Source organism: Leifsonia lichenia, from assembly GCF_054780215.1.
On the sequence record NZ_BAAGWT010000009.1, the window covers coordinates 142,569 to 161,930 of the forward strand.

Annotated in this window: 17 protein-coding genes; 8 read left to right on the forward strand and 9 right to left on the reverse strand. The window is 64.6% G+C overall.

The window, feature by feature from the left end; all coding sequences use genetic code 11:
• Window positions 1-93: 93 nt before the first annotated feature.
• The gene (locus ACYVGI_RS15775; RefSeq protein ID WP_460633546.1) at window positions 94-609 is read left to right on the forward strand and encodes a universal stress protein; all 516 of its coding nucleotides are present in this window, start codon (window positions 94-96) and stop codon (window positions 607-609) included.
• On the opposite strand, the gene ACYVGI_RS15780 is transcribed toward ACYVGI_RS15775, so the two are convergent.
• Genes ACYVGI_RS15780 through pstS form a run of 5 tightly spaced genes read right to left on the reverse strand, consistent with a single transcriptional unit; the run spans window position 585 to window position 5,244 of the window.
• Window positions 585-1,367, reverse strand: coding sequence for a response regulator transcription factor (locus tag ACYVGI_RS15780; protein ID WP_460633547.1), 783 nt, complete (start codon window positions 1,365-1,367; stop codon window positions 585-587). The genes ACYVGI_RS15775 and ACYVGI_RS15780 overlap by 25 nt on opposite strands.
• On the reverse strand, window positions 1,364-2,137 hold the full coding sequence (gene pstB / locus ACYVGI_RS15785) for a phosphate ABC transporter ATP-binding protein PstB (RefSeq protein WP_460633548.1): 774 nt from the start codon (window positions 2,135-2,137) through the stop codon (window positions 1,364-1,366). Before pstB ends, ACYVGI_RS15780 begins: the two co-directional genes overlap by 4 nt.
• Before the next feature lie 8 nt (window positions 2,138-2,145).
• Complete coding sequence (gene pstA, locus ACYVGI_RS15790) at window positions 2,146-3,054, reverse strand: phosphate ABC transporter permease PstA (protein ID WP_460633549.1); 909 nt, start codon at window positions 3,052-3,054, stop codon at window positions 2,146-2,148.
• Window positions 3,054-4,100, reverse strand: coding sequence for a phosphate ABC transporter permease subunit PstC (pstC, locus tag ACYVGI_RS15795; RefSeq protein ID WP_460633550.1), 1,047 nt, complete (start codon window positions 4,098-4,100; stop codon window positions 3,054-3,056). The genes pstA and pstC overlap by 1 nt, the downstream gene beginning before the upstream one ends.
• 10 nt (window positions 4,101-4,110) lie before the next feature.
• Window positions 4,111-5,244, reverse strand: a complete 1,134-nt coding sequence (gene pstS, locus ACYVGI_RS15800) for a phosphate ABC transporter substrate-binding protein PstS (RefSeq protein WP_460633551.1) — start codon at window positions 5,242-5,244, stop codon at window positions 4,111-4,113.
• Window positions 5,245-5,954: 710 nt separating this feature from the next.
• On the opposite strand from pstS, the gene ACYVGI_RS15805 reads away from it, so the two are divergent.
• Window positions 5,955-6,257 (forward strand): hypothetical protein, encoded by a 303-nt coding sequence (locus ACYVGI_RS15805; RefSeq protein ID WP_460633552.1) that lies wholly within the window; start codon window positions 5,955-5,957, stop codon window positions 6,255-6,257.
• 55 nt (window positions 6,258-6,312) lie between these two features.
• On the opposite strand, the gene ACYVGI_RS15810 is transcribed toward ACYVGI_RS15805, so the two are convergent.
• Entirely contained in the window at window positions 6,313-7,716 is a 1,404-nt protein-coding gene (locus ACYVGI_RS15810) for a ParB/RepB/Spo0J family partition protein (RefSeq protein ID WP_460633553.1), read from the reverse strand.
• A gap of 353 nt (window positions 7,717-8,069) precedes the next feature.
• Here ACYVGI_RS15810 and ACYVGI_RS15815 point away from each other — a divergent pair, with 353 nt between their 5' ends.
• Together ACYVGI_RS15815 and ACYVGI_RS15820 are read left to right on the forward strand one after the other, a co-directional pair.
• Complete coding sequence (locus tag ACYVGI_RS15815) at window positions 8,070-8,450, forward strand: ArsR/SmtB family transcription factor (protein WP_460633554.1); 381 nt, start codon at window positions 8,070-8,072, stop codon at window positions 8,448-8,450.
• Window positions 8,447-9,487, forward strand: a complete 1,041-nt coding sequence (locus ACYVGI_RS15820) for a cation diffusion facilitator family transporter (RefSeq protein ID WP_460633555.1) — start codon at window positions 8,447-8,449, stop codon at window positions 9,485-9,487. The genes ACYVGI_RS15815 and ACYVGI_RS15820 overlap by 4 nt, the downstream gene beginning before the upstream one ends.
• 426 nt (window positions 9,488-9,913) lie before the next feature.
• On the opposite strand, the gene ACYVGI_RS15825 is transcribed toward ACYVGI_RS15820, so the two are convergent.
• Entirely contained in the window at window positions 9,914-10,621 is a 708-nt protein-coding gene (locus tag ACYVGI_RS15825) for a hypothetical protein (RefSeq protein ID WP_460633556.1), read from the reverse strand.
• Between the two features lie 131 nt (window positions 10,622-10,752).
• On the opposite strand from ACYVGI_RS15825, the gene ACYVGI_RS15830 reads away from it, so the two are divergent.
• Window positions 10,753-13,248, forward strand: coding sequence for a glycoside hydrolase family 2 TIM barrel-domain containing protein (locus ACYVGI_RS15830; protein WP_460633557.1), 2,496 nt, complete (start codon window positions 10,753-10,755; stop codon window positions 13,246-13,248).
• Between the two features lie 37 nt (window positions 13,249-13,285).
• Window positions 13,286-14,227, forward strand: a complete 942-nt coding sequence (locus tag ACYVGI_RS15835) for an alpha/beta hydrolase fold domain-containing protein (protein ID WP_460633558.1) — start codon at window positions 13,286-13,288, stop codon at window positions 14,225-14,227.
• Window positions 14,228-14,296: 69 nt separating this feature from the next.
• Here the strand turns inward: ACYVGI_RS15835 and ACYVGI_RS15840 are convergent, their stop codons facing one another.
• Complete coding sequence (locus ACYVGI_RS15840; protein ID WP_460633559.1) at window positions 14,297-16,306, reverse strand: glycoside hydrolase family 3 protein; 2,010 nt, start codon at window positions 16,304-16,306, stop codon at window positions 14,297-14,299.
• 52 nt (window positions 16,307-16,358) lie between these two features.
• Complete coding sequence (locus tag ACYVGI_RS15845) at window positions 16,359-17,642, reverse strand: MFS transporter (RefSeq protein WP_460633560.1); 1,284 nt, start codon at window positions 17,640-17,642, stop codon at window positions 16,359-16,361.
• A 151-nt stretch (window positions 17,643-17,793) separates the two neighbouring features.
• Between ACYVGI_RS15845 and ACYVGI_RS15850 the strand changes: the two genes are divergently transcribed.
• Complete coding sequence (locus tag ACYVGI_RS15850) at window positions 17,794-18,513, forward strand: TetR/AcrR family transcriptional regulator (protein ID WP_460633561.1); 720 nt, start codon at window positions 17,794-17,796, stop codon at window positions 18,511-18,513.
• Window positions 18,510-19,358: an alpha/beta hydrolase gene (locus tag ACYVGI_RS15855; protein ID WP_460633562.1), complete on the forward strand. Its 849-nt coding sequence runs from the start codon at window positions 18,510-18,512 to the stop codon at window positions 19,356-19,358. Before ACYVGI_RS15850 ends, ACYVGI_RS15855 begins: the two co-directional genes overlap by 4 nt.
• Window positions 19,359-19,362 lie beyond the last annotated feature (4 nt).

The following is a 19,362-nucleotide window of genomic DNA, read 5'->3' on the forward strand; positions in this document are numbered from 1 at the left end:
CACGGGTGGTAGCGAATGGTGGACGACTCGGGGCGTCGCTAGACGTAAGCTGGTATCAGATAGATGTCTATCTATTTGTCCGGAGGAGTCGTCATGAGCGATCGAAATGGCGTTCGATCGTCCTCACCGGTGCTCGCGGGTGTGTACCCTGGCCAACCGCGCCGTGTATTGCTGGAGAGTGTGCGCACGGCGATGGAGAGCAAGTCGCCGTTGATCTTTGCGCATGTTCGAGCCACCAGTTACTTGTCTGAATGGGACACCACCCGGCAGCGACGTGATGCCTTCCCGCACACGGACGACGGATACCTGGTGGCCGAGCTTGAAGAGGTAATCCGCTCCGCAGTGGGTGGGGCGGCCGTGAACTGGTCCCTGACCCTCATCGACGGCGACCCACCCAAGGCTTTGGCTCGTCTCGCCGATGAAGTCAGTGCATCCAGGATCGTTGTGGGCAGCCGCTCGCGCGGCGCGATGAGCGCAGTGGACGAGTGGTTGTCCCGCTCGGTCGCGACGCGTCTCGTACACCTGCAGAGCCGCCCGGTCATCGTCGTTCCAGTGACGGAAACTTCGGCGTACTCGGCTAACGCCTATTCGGAGTTGACGAAGCGATAGCCCAGACCGCGAACAGTCTGCAACATCGTCGAGCTTCCGGGTTTGACGGCTTCGAGCTTCTTGCGAATGCGCAGCACGACCACCCGTGTGCCCTCGACATTCGCGTCCCCGTAAACGCTGTGCTGCTCGGAGAGTTCCTCCGGACTCACGAGCCGGTGCGATTCGCTCATCAGGTACTTCAATACGTGGAACTCGCGTGGTGTTAACGCGACAACGTGGTCGTCGACGGTCACCTGGAACGCTTGCGGGTCCAGCCTGACGGGGCCGACGGTCACGACGTCGGCGGCATCGTTTGACGCTGGCGTTAGTCCGAGGTTTCGGACTGCAGCGGCGATGTCGGCGCCGCTGAACGGAAGCCCGATCAGTGACCGCGCGCCGTGCTCGAGTGCGTGGAATGCTCGCTCGTGTGAGCCGGGTTCGCTGCCGATCCCGACGATGATCGGGACCTCCGACCACGCGCGCAGCGCGTCGACGAATGCGAGGAGGTCGACGCCGGACATGTCGGTCGGGGCTACCAGGATGCTGGGGTGTTCCTCCGCGAACCCGAGTAAGGCGCTGAGTCCGTCCGAGTAGGTGCAGAGCTCGATGCCGTGTCGCAGCAGGCCCGAGCGAGAATCGTTGCTCAAGCGCAGACTGGACTCGATCGCCAATACACGCATGGGCCAACGCAACGGTGGCGGCGCAAGCCTGGTGGCACCGGCCTGTGCGTAGGCGTATTCCCCGATGACCGAGTTGCCGCGCTTGGACGTCGAGGTCATCCAAACCGCCCTGAGATGTAGTCCTCGGTTGCCCTCTGGGTCGGGTTGGAGAAGATCGTCTCTGTGTCGCCGGCCTCGATCAGTCGGCCCGGTTGGCCGACTCCACCAAGGTTGAAAAAGGCAGTCTGATCGCTGACCCGTGCCGCCTGCTGCATGTTGTGGGTGACGATCACGATGGTGAATGTCTCCTTCAGCTCGGTGATCAGATCTTCAATCGCCAGTGTGGAGATCGGATCGAGCGCCGAGCAGGGCTCGTCCATGAGGAGAACATCAGGTTCGACGGCGATGGAACGAGCGATGCAGAGTCGCTGCTGCTGCCCGCCGGAGAGGCTACCGCCTGGCTTCTTCAGCCGGTCTTTGACCTCGTTCCAGAGATTGGCGCCCCGTAGCGATCGCTCGGCGATCTCGTCGAGGCGTCCCTTGTTCTTCACGCCCTGCAGTCGGAGCCCGGCGACGACGTTGTCACGGATCGACATGGTCGGGAAGGGGTTCGGCCGCTGGAAGACCATCCCGATTGTCCTGCGAACGGACACCGCGCTGATGCCGGCTCCGTAGATGTTCTCGTTCTCCAGCAGCACTTCACCTTCGACGTAAGCCCCGGGAATCACCTCATGCATCCGATTGAGGGTGCGGAGCACGGTGGATTTGCCGCATCCGCTCGGCCCGATGAGGGCGGTGACGCTGCGCGGCGCCACGTGTAGGGACACGTCCTCGACGGCGTGGAATTTGCCGTAGTAGACGTTGAGGTCTTTGATGTCGAGTCGTTTCATCGGGTTTCCTATGCGGAGTGTTTGCGGGTGAGGAAGCGGGCGAGAAGGGTGGCGATCACGTTCAGTAGCGCGATGATGATGATCAGCGTGAGGGCCGCGCCCCAGGCGCGGAACTGCCCAGCTGGCAGCGGGTTGATGAGTTCGCTGTAGATCAGGAGCGGAAGCGAAGCCATGTTGCCGTTGAAGATGTCGAAGTTGAGCGCCCGGCTGTAACCGACTAGAACCAGGACCGGAGCGGTCTCACCCATCACGCGGGCGACAGCGAGCAGGACTCCGCTGATGATGCCGGAGAACGCGGACGGTAGGACGACTCGGACGATGGTGACCCACTTCGCGACGCCGAGCGCGTACGACGCCTCCCGAATCTCGTTCGGTACCAAGCGCAGCATCTCTTCGGTGGAACGAATCACGACGGGCAGCATCAGGAGCCCGAGCGCGATTGAGACCGCGAACGCGCTTTGAGGGAGGCCGAGAGTGGTGATCCAGAGCGCGAATACAAACAGGGCGGCCACGATCGACGGGATGCCGGAGAGCACGTCGACCATGAAAGTCGTGATCCGAGCGAACGTTCCACGCCCGTATTCCACGAGGTAGATGGCGACGAAGATACCCAGCGGAACCGCGATGAGAGCGGCAACGAAGGCCTGCGCGAGGGTGCCGTAGATCGCATGGTAGGCGCCGCCGAGGAACTGTTCGGGCAGGACACCGCGAAGTGAGTGCGTCCACCAGGTGGAGCTGACGACGGCGCCAATACCCTTGGCGATGACCACAATGAGTACCCACGCGAGCGGGACGAGGGCGACCAAGAAGGCGAGAAGGACGAGGATGCGGGCGGTGATGTCACGCGCTCGTCTGGAGTCGCTGACCGGGGGAAAGACGACGTTGGTGTGCGGCCGGCCTTTGGTGGCGGTTGTCATCAGGCGGCTTTCCTTCCTGCGATCAGGCGGGCGACCACGTTGACAACGAAGGTGAGGACGAAGAGCACGAAACCGGCGGCAATGTAGGCACCTGTAGGCAAGGGGGCGCTGAATTCAGCGGCCGCCGATGCGATCTTGCTCGCGAAGGTGTAGCCACCATCGAAGATGCTCCAGTGGGAGGGGATCGGCGAGGTCCGCAGAATGATTAGGATTGCGATCGTCTCGCCGAGCGCGCGACCCAGTCCCAGCATGGCCGCCGCGATCGTGCCGCTCTTCCCGAACGGAAGCACCGTGGTGCGGATGACTTCCCACTTGGTAGCGCCGAGCGCTTGTGCCGCCTCGATTTGGGAGAGCGGGGTCTGCTTGTAGACCTCACGACTGATGGCGGTGACGATCGGCAAGATCATCACGGCCAAGACGACCGAGGCGGTGAAGATGGTGCCGCCGCCGTTGATCGCGACGTTGCCCTTTGCGAAAAGGGGGAACCAGCCGAGCGCCTGGTTGAGGAAGATCGCGACGGGTTCGATAGCGGGGGCGAGGATGAAGATTCCCCAGAGGCCGAAAACGATCGAGGGCACGGCGGCGAGGAGGTCGACGAGGGTGCCGAAGAATCGAGCGATGCGCTTGGGGGCGTACTGGGTCAGGAAGATCGCGATGCCGATTGAGACCGGTACAGAGATGGCGAGGGCGACGACCGAGCTCAGCACGGTGACGATGAGGAGATCGCGGATGCCGAAGCGGAGATTGTTCGCGTCCGAGGTGGAGAACTCGGTGCTGGTGAAGAAGTTGACCTTGTTCTCCATCAGGGACGGGACAGCCTTGATGAGCAGGAAGATCGCGATCAGCGCGATGGCGGCGACAATGGTGCCGCCGGCTGCGGTCGCCAAGCCGCGGAAGATGGCGTCGCCCGTGCGCCCTGGCTGTTTCTTGTCGGCGAGGGAGCCGCGGCGGGCTCGGACGGAGTTAGCGGTATCGGCCGCGAGGGGACCTGCCGCGTTCTGCGGCAGATCCCCAGCGGTTGCGACGTCGGGTCGCATGTTGTCCATGAGAGTGGTGCTAGCCGATCGCGTTGACCGCGGTGCTGAGCTTGCCGAGGAACTGGCTCGGGATCGGGATGTAGCCGTTGTCGGCAAGCCCCGCCTGGCCGCCGGTGATGGTCGACTGCAGGAACGCCTTGACAGCCTTACCGGTGTCCGCGTCCTTGTACTTCGAGCAGACAATCTCATAGGTGGCGAGAACGATCGGGTAGGCGCCCGTCGCGGTCGGCTTGTAGAAGGAGCTCGTGTCGAGGACCAGGTCGTTGCCAGTCCCCTTGATCTTTGCGCCCTCAATGGTCTTGCCGACCGTTTCAGTGGTGATCTTCACCGGGTCGGGGCCGGCGGACGTGACGATCTCAGCCTGCTTGAGGTTCTGCGACGTGGCGAAAGACCACTCGTTGTACGTGATCGCGCCTTCGGTCGTTTTGATTGCGGCTGAGGTTCCCTCGTTGCCCTTGGCGCCCTCGCCGACACCGCCGGCGAACGCCTTACCGACGCCCTTGGTCCAGGAGCCATCGGACGCGGATGTGAGGTATTTCTGGAAGTTGTCCGTGGTGCCGGACTCGTCGCTGCGGAAGATGACGTTGATCGGCTCGGAGGGGAGTGACGCGCTCTTGTTCAGTGCGGCGATCGCTGGGTCGTTCCAGGTCTTGATCCCACCGCTGAAGATCTTGCCAAGCGTCGGGCCGTCGAGGACGAGCGTGTCGACGCCCTTGACGTTGTAGGTCACCGCGAGCGGACCGAAGACGACCGGCAGGTTCCATGCTTCGCTGCCGCAGGTCTTTTGGGCAGCCGCCGGCTCACCCTTGTCCGCGTTCAGCGGCGAGTCCGAACCGCCGAAGTCGGTCTGTCCGCCGATGAACTCAGAGACGCCGGCACCGGAACCGTTCGAGGTGTAGTCGAGCGTGGCGCTCGGGCAGGCGGCCTCGTAGGCCGCGATGAAGCGGGTCATAGCGTTGGCCTGCGCGGTGGAGCCGCTGGCCTTCAAAGCGGTCTTGCCGCCGCAGTCCACCTTGGAGGCTGCTGCGGTCGAGGAGCCGGTGGGGTTGGCCCCTGCATTGTTGTCGCTGCCGCAAGCGGTCAGCATAACGAGGCTCAGGACACCGGCGGCCAGGGCGGCCGGCAATGTCACTGCGCGCGATCGAATCGACACGGTAGGTCCTTCCATTCGCGGGCGAGGGCCCGCTTCAGACGAATGTGATTGCCGGCTGGACCGGCGTACCTATAGAAGATCGTCTATGTGAATTCCAGGTGAACGGAAGGCGACATACAGATTTCAATAGACAGACTTCTATAGGTTGAGCGACGCCTACAGTCGGGAGTGATTGAGATCCGGTGCGGACGGGTGTTAGTAGAGTTCGACGGGGCTCACTGGCACCGAGAGTGCCAGCCGATCTCTGGCGAGATAAGCCTGGAGGGCGCGTCAGAGATCGGCTGGAACGGCAGGGTGCGCCAGCGACTTACGATGGCGTCCCGACAAGTCGCAAGCAGCTCGGACGAGTCCCGCCGCGTAGCGGCTCCGGAACCATCTGCCTCTCTGTGGCCCTGGGATGACGCAATCGCGATCGAATGCAGACCGGGTATCCGCTTCGTAGCATGTGGGTCGCGGTGTGGGGGCACATGTTGTGGCGTGCCGCTTAGCGGAGCCGCCGTGGGCGGCGCTGTCCTAGCTGGGTTTGTGTGTCTTTCCGCCGCCCGATCGTAGCTCGTTCCCGGTGCTTCCGTGCCGGGCTTTCGCGGCATATCCTCACTCGCTGCGCTCCCTCCGGTATTCCACGGTCCCGGCACTCACGCCCCTCCCACTCGCCACTGATCTCCCCGCCGGAAAGGCAAACAAAACGATCAACCAGGGGAGTGATCAGGATGCGGGTATTCATCATCGATGCGAGAAACATGGGTCCGGAACTGCAGGGTGGACTGATCGGGGTGGTCGGCTCGACCAGCCCGTCGACGGAGGAGAAGCGGGAGTGCGTCGAGACGGTGAGCGGGTACGCCGTTGACGGGTGGGCGATCGCCGCTGACCCGCGCACGCCAATCGGCCGACTCGCGGCGCTGACGGCCGAGACGGCGTGTGTGCCGTTCCTGGCCTTCAATCGGGTAGCCGAGCGGGGAGGCCCGGTCGTCGGGCCGTCGATGGTTGGGCCTTCGGTTCACGAACTATCCTGACCGCGCAAGAGCGAGAAGCGGGCCCGGTGCATGGGCCCGCTTCCGTCCGTCGCAATCAGTCGTCTGCGGCTGGCCCCGCGCCGCGTGATGCAGCGGCTCCTTCCGCATCCGCGGCGCCGTCGGCGGTCACGATCTGCTCGACGTCGCTGAGGCTGTACCCCCAGCTGGCGAGCAGGGCGAAGTAGTCGGTGTCGGTAGGGGACGGGTAACGCCAGGTCTGCTTGCTGGTGACGGATTCGCACGCACCGAGCACCACCGCGAGGGCGACATGCTGAGCTTTGGCCGGGGTCTGTTCGATCAATGCCGTGAGCTTGTCACTCTCGACGTAGCCGGACTGCTCCAGGCCGAGCAGCTGGTGGGCGAGTTCGTTTCCCTCGCGGGTGGCGGTGCTGATCGCCTGCCTGTGGACGGTGAGTCCCTTGGCAATCACGACTGCGGCGTCCTTCGGAAGGCTCTTACGGGAGAGGAGCGTGGTGAGCCATTCGCGGCGGACGATCTCGGCGGAAGCCCACGCCTTGTTGTTGGCGATCAGCGTGCGCCGCTCCGCCTTCTCCTCGTCCGTCATAGGGCCGGACTTGGACGGGCTGCCGCCGTAGCTGTGGAACCCGGCCGCCTTCGCATCCTGGACGAAGTAGGTGACGTTGGCCTCCCCGTCGGCGTAGACGCGCACGTAGGCCGCACGTCCTTCCAGACTTTCGATGTGCTCGACGGTGACGCGCTGGTCGTCGGCGGTGAGCAGTTCACTAATGCGGGTGTACTCGGTGTCGTAGTAGCCGGGATCGCTGTCGAGGATCAGGTAGCCACGTCCCGCCAGATCGGCTTCCGTGTCTGCCTTGGCCTTGGCCCGGGCCTTGTCATCGCGTGCCCGCTGGGCCGTGTGCGCGAACTGCGCCGGATCCGTTGTGGCGACTTGGATGAGGTTGGCGCGGGTCTCGTCGTCGTCGTCGAACTCGATCAGCACCGCCGCCTGATCCAAGGTCAACTGATTCTCATGGATCGCGGATGCCGCGATCTGGTTCTCGACCACCGCCAACGCGGTCTTGACCTCCCTCGTCTTGGTGCCGGTGCGGCGCGCGATCGCGGTGACGGAGAGTCCTTCGAACGCGAGCTGCTGGAATGCGGCGGCGCGGTCGGCGTCGGTGAGGGCTTCACGCTGGTCGTTCTCGACCATCTGCTGCACGATCCGCCTCGCGGTCGCATCATCTGCCTCCACGAGGTAGACGGGAATGGTGGCGAGACCGGCTTCGCGGGCGGCGAAGACCCTGCGCTGTCCTGCCCGGACGGTCACCTGGCCGTCGTCGCTTCGGTATCCGAGGACGGGGGTGAGGACCCCGTTCTCCTTGATGCTCTGCACGAAGGCGGGGGTGATGGGTGCGGAGGGTCGCACGTTGGTTTCGATGCTCAGGGTGTGGGGGTCGAGGTGTTCGATGGTGCCCGCAACCGTGGTGGTGTCGCTCATTTCTGCTTTTCCGATCAACTGTTCTTGTTCGCCTGTCTGGCAAGAGGATCGAGGGAGAGCGGAAGCGAGCGGAGTGCCGGGTCGTGGAATACCACAGGGAGCGCAGCGAGTGAGGATATGCCGCGAAAGCCCGGAACGTAGCCCGCGGGAGCGAACTACGATCGACGGCCAGGCAGACGGACAACCCGGCAAGCAGAGCGCCGCAGGCGGTCCCTTTGCGATCTTGCTTCACGTCAATCGAGCCCACGCCGTGTTTGGCGCGGGCTCGTGGGTGGTCACTGGCAACTGTGGCGTGGCAACTCGATCCAACCCGTGCAATTGCTTAACCACCGTTTTTGTGTATTAATCTGCGTATGGATGCAGATAAAGCAATATGCGGTCGACTTCCCGACAGTCAGTTCGTCGAGCTCGCCGTGGAAGTCTTTGGCATGCTCGCCGACGCTACTCGTGTGCGTATCGTTCTTGCGCTCAAGGATGCGGGTGAGTTGTCGGTGAACCACCTGGCTGACATCTTGGACAAGCAGCCGGCCTCGGTTTCCCAGCATCTTGCGAAGCTTCGGCTCGCGCGGATAGTTTCGACGCGTCAGGATGGTCAACGCGTCTTCTACCGGTTGGAGAACGAGCACGCCAGCCGATTGGTGACCGACGCGATCTTCCAGGCCGAGCACTCTCTTGGCGGTACTCCGAGGCACCACCACGGCGAAGCTGCGCTTGGCGCAGAGGCGACCGCGTGAGAGCTGCGCACACCCATCAGCACGACGGGCACCCACATGGTCACCAGCACGAGCACGGTCATGAGCACGAGCACGGTCATGAGCATCCGAAGGGTTTCAAGGGTTTCCTGTACGGGCTGTTCGTGCCGCATTCGCACGATGCCGCCGACTCGATCGACGATGCGCTGGAGGCGAGCACCGAGGGCGTCCGCGCACTGAAGATCAGTCTGTTCGTGCTGCTGGCCACGACGCTCTTGCAGGCCGTCATCGTCACCTTCAGCGGCTCCGTAGCCCTCCTGGCCGACACCGTGCACAACTTCTCTGACGCGCTCACGGCTGTGCCGCTTTGGGTCGCCTTCGTGCTCGGTCGCCGCGTCGCCTCTCGCCGCTACACCTACGGGTACGGGCGTGCTGAGGATCTCGCCGGCCTGTTCATCATCGCCGTCGTGGCGCTTTCGGCGATCGTCGCCGCCTGGCAGTCGATCGACCGGCTCTTCCACCCACATCCGCTGGAGAACCTTGGCTGGGTGATTGTTGCGGGCATCATCGGCTTCGCCGGTAACGAGGCGGTTGCGATTTACCGGATCCGGGTCGGTCAGCGCATCGGGTCTGCTGCGCTCGTCGCTGACGGTGTCCACGCTCGTATCGACGGGTTCACGTCCCTTGCCGTTGTGCTCGGCGCGCTTGGCGTCATGCTCGGCTTTCCACTTGCGGACCCGATCGTCGGTCTGCTCATCTCTGCGGCGATCATCGTCCTGCTCTGGGGCACCGTCCGCAGTATCGGCCGCCGCCTCCTGGATGTGATCGAGCCGGAGCTCGTCGATCAGCTCGAGCACGCGCTCGAAGAGACTGACGGAGTGATTGCCGTAGCTCGTGTGCAGCTGCGATGGGTCGGCCACCGGCTGCAGGGCGGTGCGAAGATCGTCGTCGGCGCCGACAGTCTCGTTGAAGCGCAACTGATCATGGGCGCAGCCCGCGCGCACGCGCATGAGCACCTGCGCAACCTCGACGAGCTCCAGGTCGAACTCGTGCCGGCGGCAGTCCGAACTCCGGGCTGATACAGCGGTGCCGGCTGGCCGCTGACCTGTGCAGTCGGAGCGGGGGCGCGCTCGAATGATGCGAGAGCAGCACGAACGGCAAGTGCACCGTCCGCGCGCGATGCCTACCAACAGCCGCGGCGCTTCCCTGACCATTGCGGCAGGTGAGACCGCCCCTCTTCCGAGAGCATGGACAGTCTTGCCCGCGTGACAATTTGACAACACTCAGACGAAAATGCAGCGTATCGGGCGACATCGAGACGTGTCGGGACCGCTGCAAATTCGCGGACCTCAGCAACCGATGAGGTGGGGAATAGCGCTTCGCTAGAGTTCGAATCCCACTCTCTCCGCTTTGCGAAACACGTCGCCCCCACGAGATCGTGCGGACCGCGAAGCTTGCCGTCGAAGCGCGGGCGGCGGCTTCCGGCGCCACCGCATCGTGAGCTGCTACGCGTCCATCGACCGTTCAAGCCCACGGATGAACACGTCGAGCTCATAGTCGAATTGCGCTCCGATGTCGGCCGGACCGTTGAGACCGGCAGACGCCAGTCCGCGAATGCCCTCGTAGCCGCCGGCTGCCTCGTCTTTGGCGAGGAGGTTCATGACCTCGGTGGACTGCGGGTGACCGCCCAACTGGTTCTGCATCAGGATGTCGCGTCCGACGGCCATCGCGAAATGGGTGGCGAAGATCACGGCGCGGCCGGCTGACGTCTCGTCGAAGCCCGCGGCGTGCAGGCGGCGGAGGACGAGTTCGATCGGTTCGAAGATCGCCAAGTTGTCGCTGTTGATACGGAAGTAGGTTACAAGTACGCCGGTCGCGACCATGCTGTCGCGCACCGCGACCGCCCAGGCACGCAACGCATCCCGCCAGTCGGCGGTGCCGCCGTCGTCGACGGTGAAGTAGCCGGAGAACGCGTCGGCGAAGGCGGACTCGAACGCCTCCTCGGCGACGAGTCGCAGGAGGGTGTCCCGATCGGTGACGTGGTAGTTCAGGGCCTTGCGATCCACTCCGAGCTCGTCGGCTACGGCCTGCATCGTGAGTGTTTGCGGGTCGAATCGCTTGGCGACATCGATGATGCGGGTTCGGTCGATCCGCAGGGGTCCGCCGCGCTTGCGTCCCTTCGAGCCGCTCGTGGCTGCCTCCGGTGCTGTCATGAAGACCCTCTCCCTTCGGCGTCGAGCTTGACGGGACGCTCTCTGCAGTCTATCGTTTCCCGCACGGGAAACGTGTTTCCCAGCCGGGAAACTCCGACTCTACGTGATCTGTCTCAGGAAGTGAATCGTCGATGATCCGCACATCATTCAATCGCCACTGGTACGTCTTCCCGGAGAGCTCGAGCCGGGGCGGCCGGATCGGTCCGGTGACGCTGCCCTATGACGCCATGCTTTTCGAGGAGCGAGACCCGAACACGAAGAACGGTGGCAATACGGGCTTCTTCCCGGGCGGCCTGTATCGGTACACGAAGACGTTCGACGTTCCGGAGGACTTGCGCGGACGCAGCGTGGTCGTCGAGTTCGAAGGTGTCTATCACCGCTCGAAGGTCTTTGTGAACGGGCAGCTCGCGAACGAACGACCGTCGGGCTACGCCCTCTTCCATGTCGCGATTGATGACTACCTCGAATACGGGACGCAGAACACCATCGAGGTCGTGGCTGACAACGCAGACGAGCCCAACAGTCGCTGGTACACCGGAAGCGGCATTTATCGCCCGGTCAGCCTGCTGGTCGGCGGACCCGTCCACGTCGCACCGACCGGACTGCGCGTATCCACCGGCGACGTGAGCAACGGAACGGCGACGGTCAACGTCGATACCGAGATCGTCAATGACGGGGCAGCCTCACAGGTGCTCACCGTTCAGGCCAGCCTTAAGAGCCCCTCCGGTGACGATGTCGAGCCGGTGACCGGCGACCTACTCGTAGCCGCAGGCGGTCGGGCCCGGATCCGACAGCAGGTCACAGTTCCCGACGCCGCGCTCTGGTCGCCGGAGAACCCGCAGCTCTATCGGATTGCCGTCACCATCAGCGATGAAGGTGGAGAGATCGACGGGGTCGATGACGAGTTCGGCATCCGCACTCTCGCGGTCGATTCTCGCAATGGCCTGCGCATCAACGGAGCGCCGGTGAAACTGCGCGGCGCGTGCATCCACCACGACAACGGTGTCATCGGCGCCCACACCCTCGATGCCGCCGAGGACCGCCGGGTTCGCATCCTCAAGTCGAGCGGCTACAACGCCATCCGGAGCGCTCACAACCCCGCTTCGCGAGCCCTACTCCGGGCCTGCGACCGCCACGGCATCCTCGTCATGGACGAACTCACGGATGCGTGGACCAAGCCCAAGGTCGCCCACGACTACAGCAAAGACTTCGAGCAGTGGTGGGAGCGCGACCTGGAAGCGCTCATCGCCAACGCCCACAACCACCCGAGCGTCATCATGTACAGCATCGGGAACGAGATCTCCGAGACGGCGACGCCGCGAGGGATCGAAACTAATCGTCGGATGGCCGAGCGCACCCGGGAGCTCGACCCGACCCGCTTCGTGACTAACGGGATCAACGGGTTCCTCAACCTCATCGCGCCGCAGGACGACCAGAAAAAGCCACCGAAGAAGGCTCCCGCTAAAGACGCGGATGAGAACCCGAACAAGAACCTCATCCGCGTGCTCAACCTGATCCTGGGCATCCTCGACAAGCTGCTCAACCGAATCGTCCGTCTGAAGGCCGTCGACAAGCGGACCAAGGACGTGTTCGCGGACCTCGATATCGCCGGTTACAACTACATGATGGGGCGTTACGAACTCGACGCGAAGCTCCACCCCGACCGCGTCATCGTCGGAAGCGAAACCCGATCGACCAACGGGGCGACGATCTGGAAGCAGATCGAGAACCTCCCCAACGTGATCGGCGATTTCACCTGGACCGCGTGGGACTACATCGGCGAGGCCGGCCTCGCCACGAAGCAGTACGGAACCACGAAGCGCTCGATCTACCAGCCGTATCCGGCCCTGCTCGCCGGGGAACCCGTGATCGACATCACGGGTCACCGCCAGACCCAGGCGTACCTGAACGAGATCGCCTGGGGTTTTGCGGACAGCCCGCACATCGCCGTTGAACCGGTGAACCACTCTGGCGAGAAGGTTGTGAAGACGGGCTGGCGCGCCACCAACTCGATCGCCAGCTGGAGTTGGCAGGGCTGCGAGGGTCGCGTGGCGACGGTCGAGGTTTACTCGGACGCGTCGCGCGTGGAGCTGCAGCTGAATGGACGCAGGGCCGGCATCGCGCCAGCCGGCCGCGATGGGCTCTACCTGACGAAGTTTACGCTCCCGTATCAGCCGGGTGAGCTGGTAGCCATCGCCTACGCCGAGGACGGAACCGTGACGGGTCGCTCCTCCCTGACCAGCGCCGGTACGGGTCTTCGCCTCGACGTGCAGCCGGAGTCCACCGAACTCCGAGCGGACGGCGGCGACCTCGCCTACCTGCCGATCGCGTTGACCGACGACGCGGGCACGGTGCTGCCGCTCACCGACCGCGACGTCACGGTAACGGTGGGGGGTCCCGCCACCCTGCTCGGGTTCGGCAGCGCCGAGGCGATCAGCACCGAAGGCTTCAACACCGACACCCACACCACGTTCTACGGTCGTGCCCTCGCCGTGATCCGCAGCGGTCACGAAACCGGCGAGGTCACCGTCACCGTCACCGCTGAGGGATGCGAACCGGTGCGGGTCGACCTCTTCATCACGAACGCGGACGAGAGCGAACTGGCCGACGATCACGTCGCTGGCTGAGCTCAAGACCCCGCCCTAACCCCACGGAAGCAGAACAATGCCCCTCCACCCTCACTTCGCAAACAGGGCAGCCCTTCTCGATGGCTTCGACTCGATTGAGGAGGCGATGCGCGACCCGGAGACGGCTGCGAAACTCGCAGCGGCTTTCGCCGACGATGTCGTCGAGCCCGGGCCCATCGGCGATGTCCACGATGAGGCGCTCGATACGCCGGTCGGCCCCCTGCGCGTGAAGATCTACCGACCGGAGTCGCTGGATAGGACAGGACCGGCATTCGTGTGGGCACACGGCGGCGGATTCGCCGGCGGCAGCATCGACATGCCGGAGGCCGACACCGTCGCGCGCGAACTCGCCTTCCTTCATGACACTCTCGTGATCTCGGCCGACTACTCGCTCTCCAACGGGACGTCCGTCACCTACCCACTCCCGCACCGGCAGATGACGGAGGTCGTCAGGTGGGCTCGGCGCGAGTCGGAGGCGCTCGGGTTCGATCCTGCTCGCCTTGCGCTCGGTGGGGCGTCCGCCGGAGCGAACCTGGCGTTCGGGGCGATGTTGGAGCTCCGCGCGAACGGCGAGCAGCTTCCCGCATCGCTTGTCGTGGTCTACCCGCTCCTTCACCGCACGCTCGCGACGTCCCCAGAACTCGAGCCCGAACTCGCATCGGCTCTCGGGCCGACGCGAATGACTCAGGGCGTTATCGACATCATGTTCGGCGCGTACACGGCCGGCGCCGAAGCCCCGTTCGCCTCCCTCGACGACAACGACCTGACGGGTTTCCCACGAACGCTCACGATCGTGTCCGAGTACGACGACCTCCGACCCTCCGGAGAGGTCTTCCACTCTCAGGCAGTGACCGAGGGCGTCGATGCGTCCCTGTATGTCGCTCGTGGCATGACGCACGGCCACCTGGATCGAATGCGCGAGATCGAGGAGGTCGGCGCGACCGTTCGCACGATCGCCGGATTCATCCACACGCGCTGAGACATCCGCTTCACACAAAGGGCGGCCGACCGGATCGTCCGGTCGGCCGCCCTTCTCGCTTGCTGACTGTCACACGCTGGCGAGTTCCGCCTTCAGCGCGTCGATGGTCGCAGGATCGACATTGGATGCCGCCATGCCGAGCAGAGCGTTCACCGACATCGAGCGGGCCATCGCGAGCATCGGGTTGCCGATGAGCTCCGGGATGTAACGCTCGATGATGGCGCTGCTCTCGGGGTCGTCGAGGACGTCGCCGATTGGGGAGTGGTCCAGGTCCCAGCGCCCGCCTGAAGCCTCGTCATCGTCCGCCGCCTCGGACTTCTCAGGCTGCGCTGCGGGTGTCCAGTCGGTGTAGCGCAGCCCGGAACCGAACGGGAACGTCGGGTTCTCCGTGTCGTTGGGCACGTCCTCCTTGCTTGCCTCCACCGCTGCCATCGTCGACGGCAGCTCGAAGGGAAGCCCGCCGAGGGGCTCGAGCTCGCCGAACAGTACCTTCACGAACGCGTCGCCGCTGGATCCGAAATTGACGATCAACGACGCGATGTCAGCGACGAATGGTTCGACGATCGCCGGGCGGTCGAGGTACACGTCCACGACGGTCGGCACGGTCGCAGCGATCGAACGGATGTGCTCGAGATCCTCGGCGTGGAAGTCAAGGGAACCGGCGTGGAAGAAGTTCTGCAGCTCGCCCGGCTCGCCGCGGGACTCCCACGGTGCGACGACGCGCAGGACGGCGACGTCCGCTTCCTCGGGGGTGGCGACGACCGTCGCCCACCGCCGGAGGATTCGCTTGTCGATCCCTTCTGCATACACGCGCACACCCGGGGTGAGCGGGAGGTGTGCTGCCCCGTCATCGTTCTTCAGAAGCGTCTGCGCGTGGGCCTGCGCTTCGATACCGAGACGGCGCGCCTCATCGGTTCCGACCAGGCTGTCGGCGTCGTCGGCATCGACGAACGGGTTCTCGAACAGTCCAAGGCGGAACTTCTCGCGCAGCAGGCGCCGTACCGACTGGTCGAGGCGTGCCTCCTCGATGCGGCCCTCCGTGACCAGGCGGACGAGCATGGCGGGTTCGGTCTCGCCACCGAACTGGTCCACGCCGGCGTCGATCGACTTGATCATCCGCTCTTCCTCGGTGAGGTCCTCGACGCCCCAGAACTGGCGCGAGACGACGCCCCAGTCGGTGCAGATGATGCCTTCGAAGCCGAGCTGCTCGCGAAGGATGTCAGTGAGGATCACCTTGTTGAAGTTGAAGCCAACCTCTTCGAACTCGGTGTTGATGGGCATCCCGTAGTACGGCATCATCTGGGAGACGCCGGCTGCGATGAGCTTCTTGAACGGCTCGAGGTGGTACTCGAAGTTGTTGCCCGGGTAGACCTGCTCGCGGCCGTAGGAGAAGTGGGGGTCCTCGCCCTTGAGCTGCGGTCCGCCGCCGGGGAAGTGCTTGGCCATCCCGGAGACGGAGGCGGGGCCGATCTGTGTGCCCTGGATGCCGCGGACGTAGGCGGCACCGAGGCGGCCGACGACCTCGGCGTCGGAGCCGAAGGTGGTGCTGGCTCGGGACCAGCGCGGCTCGGTCGCGATGTCGACTTGCGGGTGCAGCGCGGTGCGGATGCCGACGGCGAGGTACTCCCGACGGATGGTATCGGCGAACTTCTCAACGAGGTCCGGGTCGTCGAGCGCGCCGAAGCCGAGCATCTCGGGCCACTGCGAGAACGGGCCGGCGAGGAGCGAGGTGGCGGGGTTGTCGCTGAACGAGTGGCGAGGGTCGGTGGAGAAGGTGACCGGGATGCCGAGCGGCGACTTCTGAGCCTCTCGTTGAACGCTGTTGGTCCACTCGGCGAGCTCGCGCGCGGACGGCGCTTGCAACACGTTGAAGTGCGTGATGCCCCGGTCGATCAGGGTGCGGGCGGAGGGGAGCCCGAAGATGCCGGGGGCGTCGAAATCCCCGTACGGCAGGATCGGGTGGAACATGAGCGCGGCCTTGTCGTCGACGCTCATTCGGGAGAGGAGGTCCTCGACGCGCTGTTCGATGCTGAGGGCAGCATCCTGGTAGGGAAGGCGGATGTCTTCGGTTGTTTCCATGAGTGAGAGTGCCTTTCGAATTCTTGCTTGCGGAGCGGATGTCGTTGTCTGGTCAGCGCACCTTGCGGACGCGCAGGATGAGGAAGGCGCCGGCGATGGCCATCACCGCGCCGACACCGAACCAGAGGGTGTAGCCGGCGCCGAAGAGCGCGTTGCCGAGGGGGATGAAGACAAGGCCCGCCAGAAGCGGTGCGAGGGCTCCGGGAAGGGCGCCGGCGGCGTTGAGGATGCCGAGGTCTTTGGCGGTGTCGTCCGGGTTCGGGAGGAGAGTGAGGCAGAGCGCCTGGTCGACGGCGAAGAAGCAGCCGGCGCCCATGCCCATCACAGCCTGTGCGATGAGCAAGACGGCAAGTCCGCCTTGGTGTCCGAAGAGCGGGGACACGGCGACGCCGGCGACGCCGAGGGCGATCATGCTCCCGGAGACGATGATGAAGGGCTTGCGGCGGCCGACGCGGTCGGAGATGAATCCGCCGACGACGCTGAAGACGACGAGCGTTCCGACTCCGACGATCTGGGCGATGGCGTTGAAGGACAGCTGTTCGGTGGTGTTCATGGCGTAGGCCGTGCCGAGGAACAGTGTGAGATAGGTCGAGACGCTCCCGTAGGCGACCAGGATCAGCGCGCGGCTGAGAAGGGCCCAGCCGAAGTCGGGGTGTTTGCGCGGGTTGAAGACGAACGACAGAAGTAGCTGCTTCACGTTCAGCGGCGTGCTGGGCGGGGTGGTGCGAACGTGATCCTTCAGCACGATCACGAAGATGATGGCGACGACGACGGCGAAGATGCCGGGAACGACGAATCGCAGGACTTCGGTAGGCAGTGCGGAGAGCAGCACTGCTCCGACGAGCAGGCCGAGCGGGGTGGCAGCGCCGAGGATGCCCGAGACGCCGCCTCGCTTCAGCTCGGGGACCTGGTCGGCAACCGTCGCGTTCTGCGCGGCTTGCGCGACGCTGCCGAACAGCTGGGCGAGGCACCATCCGAGAATCAGCAACGGAACGTTCGGGGCGATGCCGCAGATCACGAGGGCGAAGAGGAGCCCGACGACACCCACGATGATGAATGGTCGACGTCGACCGAACCGGGACATGGAACGGTCGGAGAGGCGCCCGGCGATCGGTTGCGTGACGAGCGAGAACGCGAGCCCGATTCCGGTGATGAGTCCCAGCTGGGCGGGTGCGGCATCGAGCCCCACGAGTCCCTGGACCTTCACGGAGAGACCGCCGATGGTCGGTCCGAGCAGGGCGAGGAACAATCCGAAGGACGACAGGGCCAGGGTCGGAACGTATCCGCGGGGACTCTTTGTGGGCTGAACGGCTGGGATGGCCGTGGTCTCGATCACGGGTGAACTCCTTTGTCCGAGTGCAGGTTCGGGTTTCGCTTCGGGACGACTCGAGTCCGAGTTTTTCCCGTAGGGGAGAATTGACTCCCGTGCGGGAAATAATAGACTGAGGGCGACGCTTCGTCAATTCGTTCGACCCAAGGAGGAGCCGATGGCTGATTTCGGCAATGCCACAGCGGGAACCCCTGCGCGCAAGCGGGGGCGCCCCCTCCAGATCGACCGATCGCGAATCCTTGAGGTCGCCAAGGGCCTCGACCCGCAGACTCTGACGATGCAGGCCGTCGCCGACGAACTCGGGGTGGATCGGAAGGCGATCAATTACCACGTCACGGATCGTGACGGCCTGTTGCGCCTGGTCGCCGCCGACGTCTTCGAGTCTCGCTTCGCTGACACCTTCACGGCGGAAGTGCTGGGTTCGGATGGCGATTGGCGGGCAACGGTCCGGGCGTGGGCGATGGCGATCCGCGACGGGATGGTCGCGACCGGAGTTGCGACGATGTATTACCGGATCGACACCGACAACCCGGCGATCTTCGAGCCCGTGGAACTCGTTCTCCGCCGGCTCGTCGAGGCGGGTTTCGGGCGTGAGGTCGCGAGCCGCGCTCTGATTTTCGTCACCCGCTTGGCGATGGGTGTCGGGCGGGACACCGTGATGGAGAAGCAGATGGGCGAGCATCCACAGGGTCCGGAAGTCCGGAGGGTGTTGAGCGAAGGCGCTGCCCAAGGCGATTATGAAGAACTTCGCTGGCTCGTCTCCGCGGATCTCAACGGACCGGACGACATCGACACCCAATTCGCCTTCGAACTTGACTTTTTCATCGCAGGGATGGAACGCCTTCTCCTCACCGCTACAGATCAGGGAACCGAATGAGCACAGAGACGTCGTCCGCCGACACGTTCACCACCGAGGATCACAAGATCACTGGTGGTCACGGCACCGTCCTCGTGCGTGACTACCGGCCTCGCACACTCACTGCTCGTACGGCGTTCTTGTGGGTGCACGGGGGCGGCTTCAGCAGCGGTGGATTGGATCAGAAGGAGTCCGATGCGCCCGCGCGTGCGCTGGCAGCAGCGGGAACGTTCGTCCGTACCGTGGACTATCGACTCGCGCCACGAGCGAATCCGTGGAAGGATCCCGACCTCGAGGCGCACCCTGGCCGGTACCCGGCAGGGCTCGACGATGTCGTCGACGCCGCGAGATCTCTTCTGGAAGAAACCGGCGCCCCGATCAACCTGGGGGGCGGAAGCGCGGGAGCCAACATCGCAGCGGGCGCTGCGATGCGCTTGAGGGATGAAGAGAGCGTCGTCCCTGTCCGGGCGCTCGCCCTGGCCTATGGCACCTTCCACGCGGTGCTCCCGGCGAGCGAGGCGATCGAGGCGGAACTGCGCGGGGTGCTGGCCAAGTGGGCGTTCAACCCGTCAATGCTTCGCCGCATGAACCTGAACTACGTCGGCGACCCGGCTCTGCTCGTCCCCGGCTATGCCTTCCCGGGCGGCGGCGACGTTCGAGGATTCCCTCCCACGCTCATCTTCGACTCCTCGAACGATCGCTTGCGTCGTTCGGGGCACGCCTTCGCTGACGAACTCCGAGCGGCCGGAACGGAGGTGCGCGAAGTAGTTATCACCGGCACGCACGCGTTCCTCAACAAACCGAAGAGTCCGGGATTCGCTCAGGGGATGCGCGAGCTCACCAGCTGGCTGGCCGCGCACGACTGAGGTC

Coding starts and splice junctions, on each gene's coding strand:
- ACYVGI_RS15830 (WP_460633557.1), top strand. CDS start 10,753: ATGATCCGCACATCATTCAATCGCCACTGGTACGTCTTCCCGGAGAGC.
- ACYVGI_RS15835 (WP_460633558.1), top strand. CDS start 13,286: ATGCCCCTCCACCCTCACTTCGCAAACAGGGCAGCCCTTCTCGATGGC.
- ACYVGI_RS15805 (WP_460633552.1), top strand. CDS start 5,955: ATGCGGGTATTCATCATCGATGCGAGAAACATGGGTCCGGAACTGCAG.
- ACYVGI_RS15825 (WP_460633556.1), bottom strand. CDS start 10,621: ATGACAGCACCGGAGGCAGCCACGAGCGGCTCGAAGGGACGCAAGCGC.
- ACYVGI_RS15815 (WP_460633554.1), top strand. CDS start 8,070: ATGGATGCAGATAAAGCAATATGCGGTCGACTTCCCGACAGTCAGTTC.
- ACYVGI_RS15775 (WP_460633546.1), top strand. CDS start 94: ATGAGCGATCGAAATGGCGTTCGATCGTCCTCACCGGTGCTCGCGGGT.
- pstC (WP_460633550.1), bottom strand. CDS start 4,100: ATGGACAACATGCGACCCGACGTCGCAACCGCTGGGGATCTGCCGCAG.
- ACYVGI_RS15780 (WP_460633547.1), bottom strand. CDS start 1,367: ATGACCTCGACGTCCAAGCGCGGCAACTCGGTCATCGGGGAATACGCC.
- pstB (WP_460633548.1), bottom strand. CDS start 2,137: ATGAAACGACTCGACATCAAAGACCTCAACGTCTACTACGGCAAATTC.
- ACYVGI_RS15810 (WP_460633553.1), bottom strand. CDS start 7,716: ATGAGCGACACCACCACGGTTGCGGGCACCATCGAACACCTCGACCCC.
- ACYVGI_RS15840 (WP_460633559.1), bottom strand. CDS start 16,306: ATGGAAACAACCGAAGACATCCGCCTTCCCTACCAGGATGCTGCCCTC.
- pstA (WP_460633549.1), bottom strand. CDS start 3,054: ATGACAACCGCCACCAAAGGCCGGCCGCACACCAACGTCGTCTTTCCC.
- ACYVGI_RS15855 (WP_460633562.1), top strand. CDS start 18,510: ATGAGCACAGAGACGTCGTCCGCCGACACGTTCACCACCGAGGATCAC.
- ACYVGI_RS15850 (WP_460633561.1), top strand. CDS start 17,794: ATGGCTGATTTCGGCAATGCCACAGCGGGAACCCCTGCGCGCAAGCGG.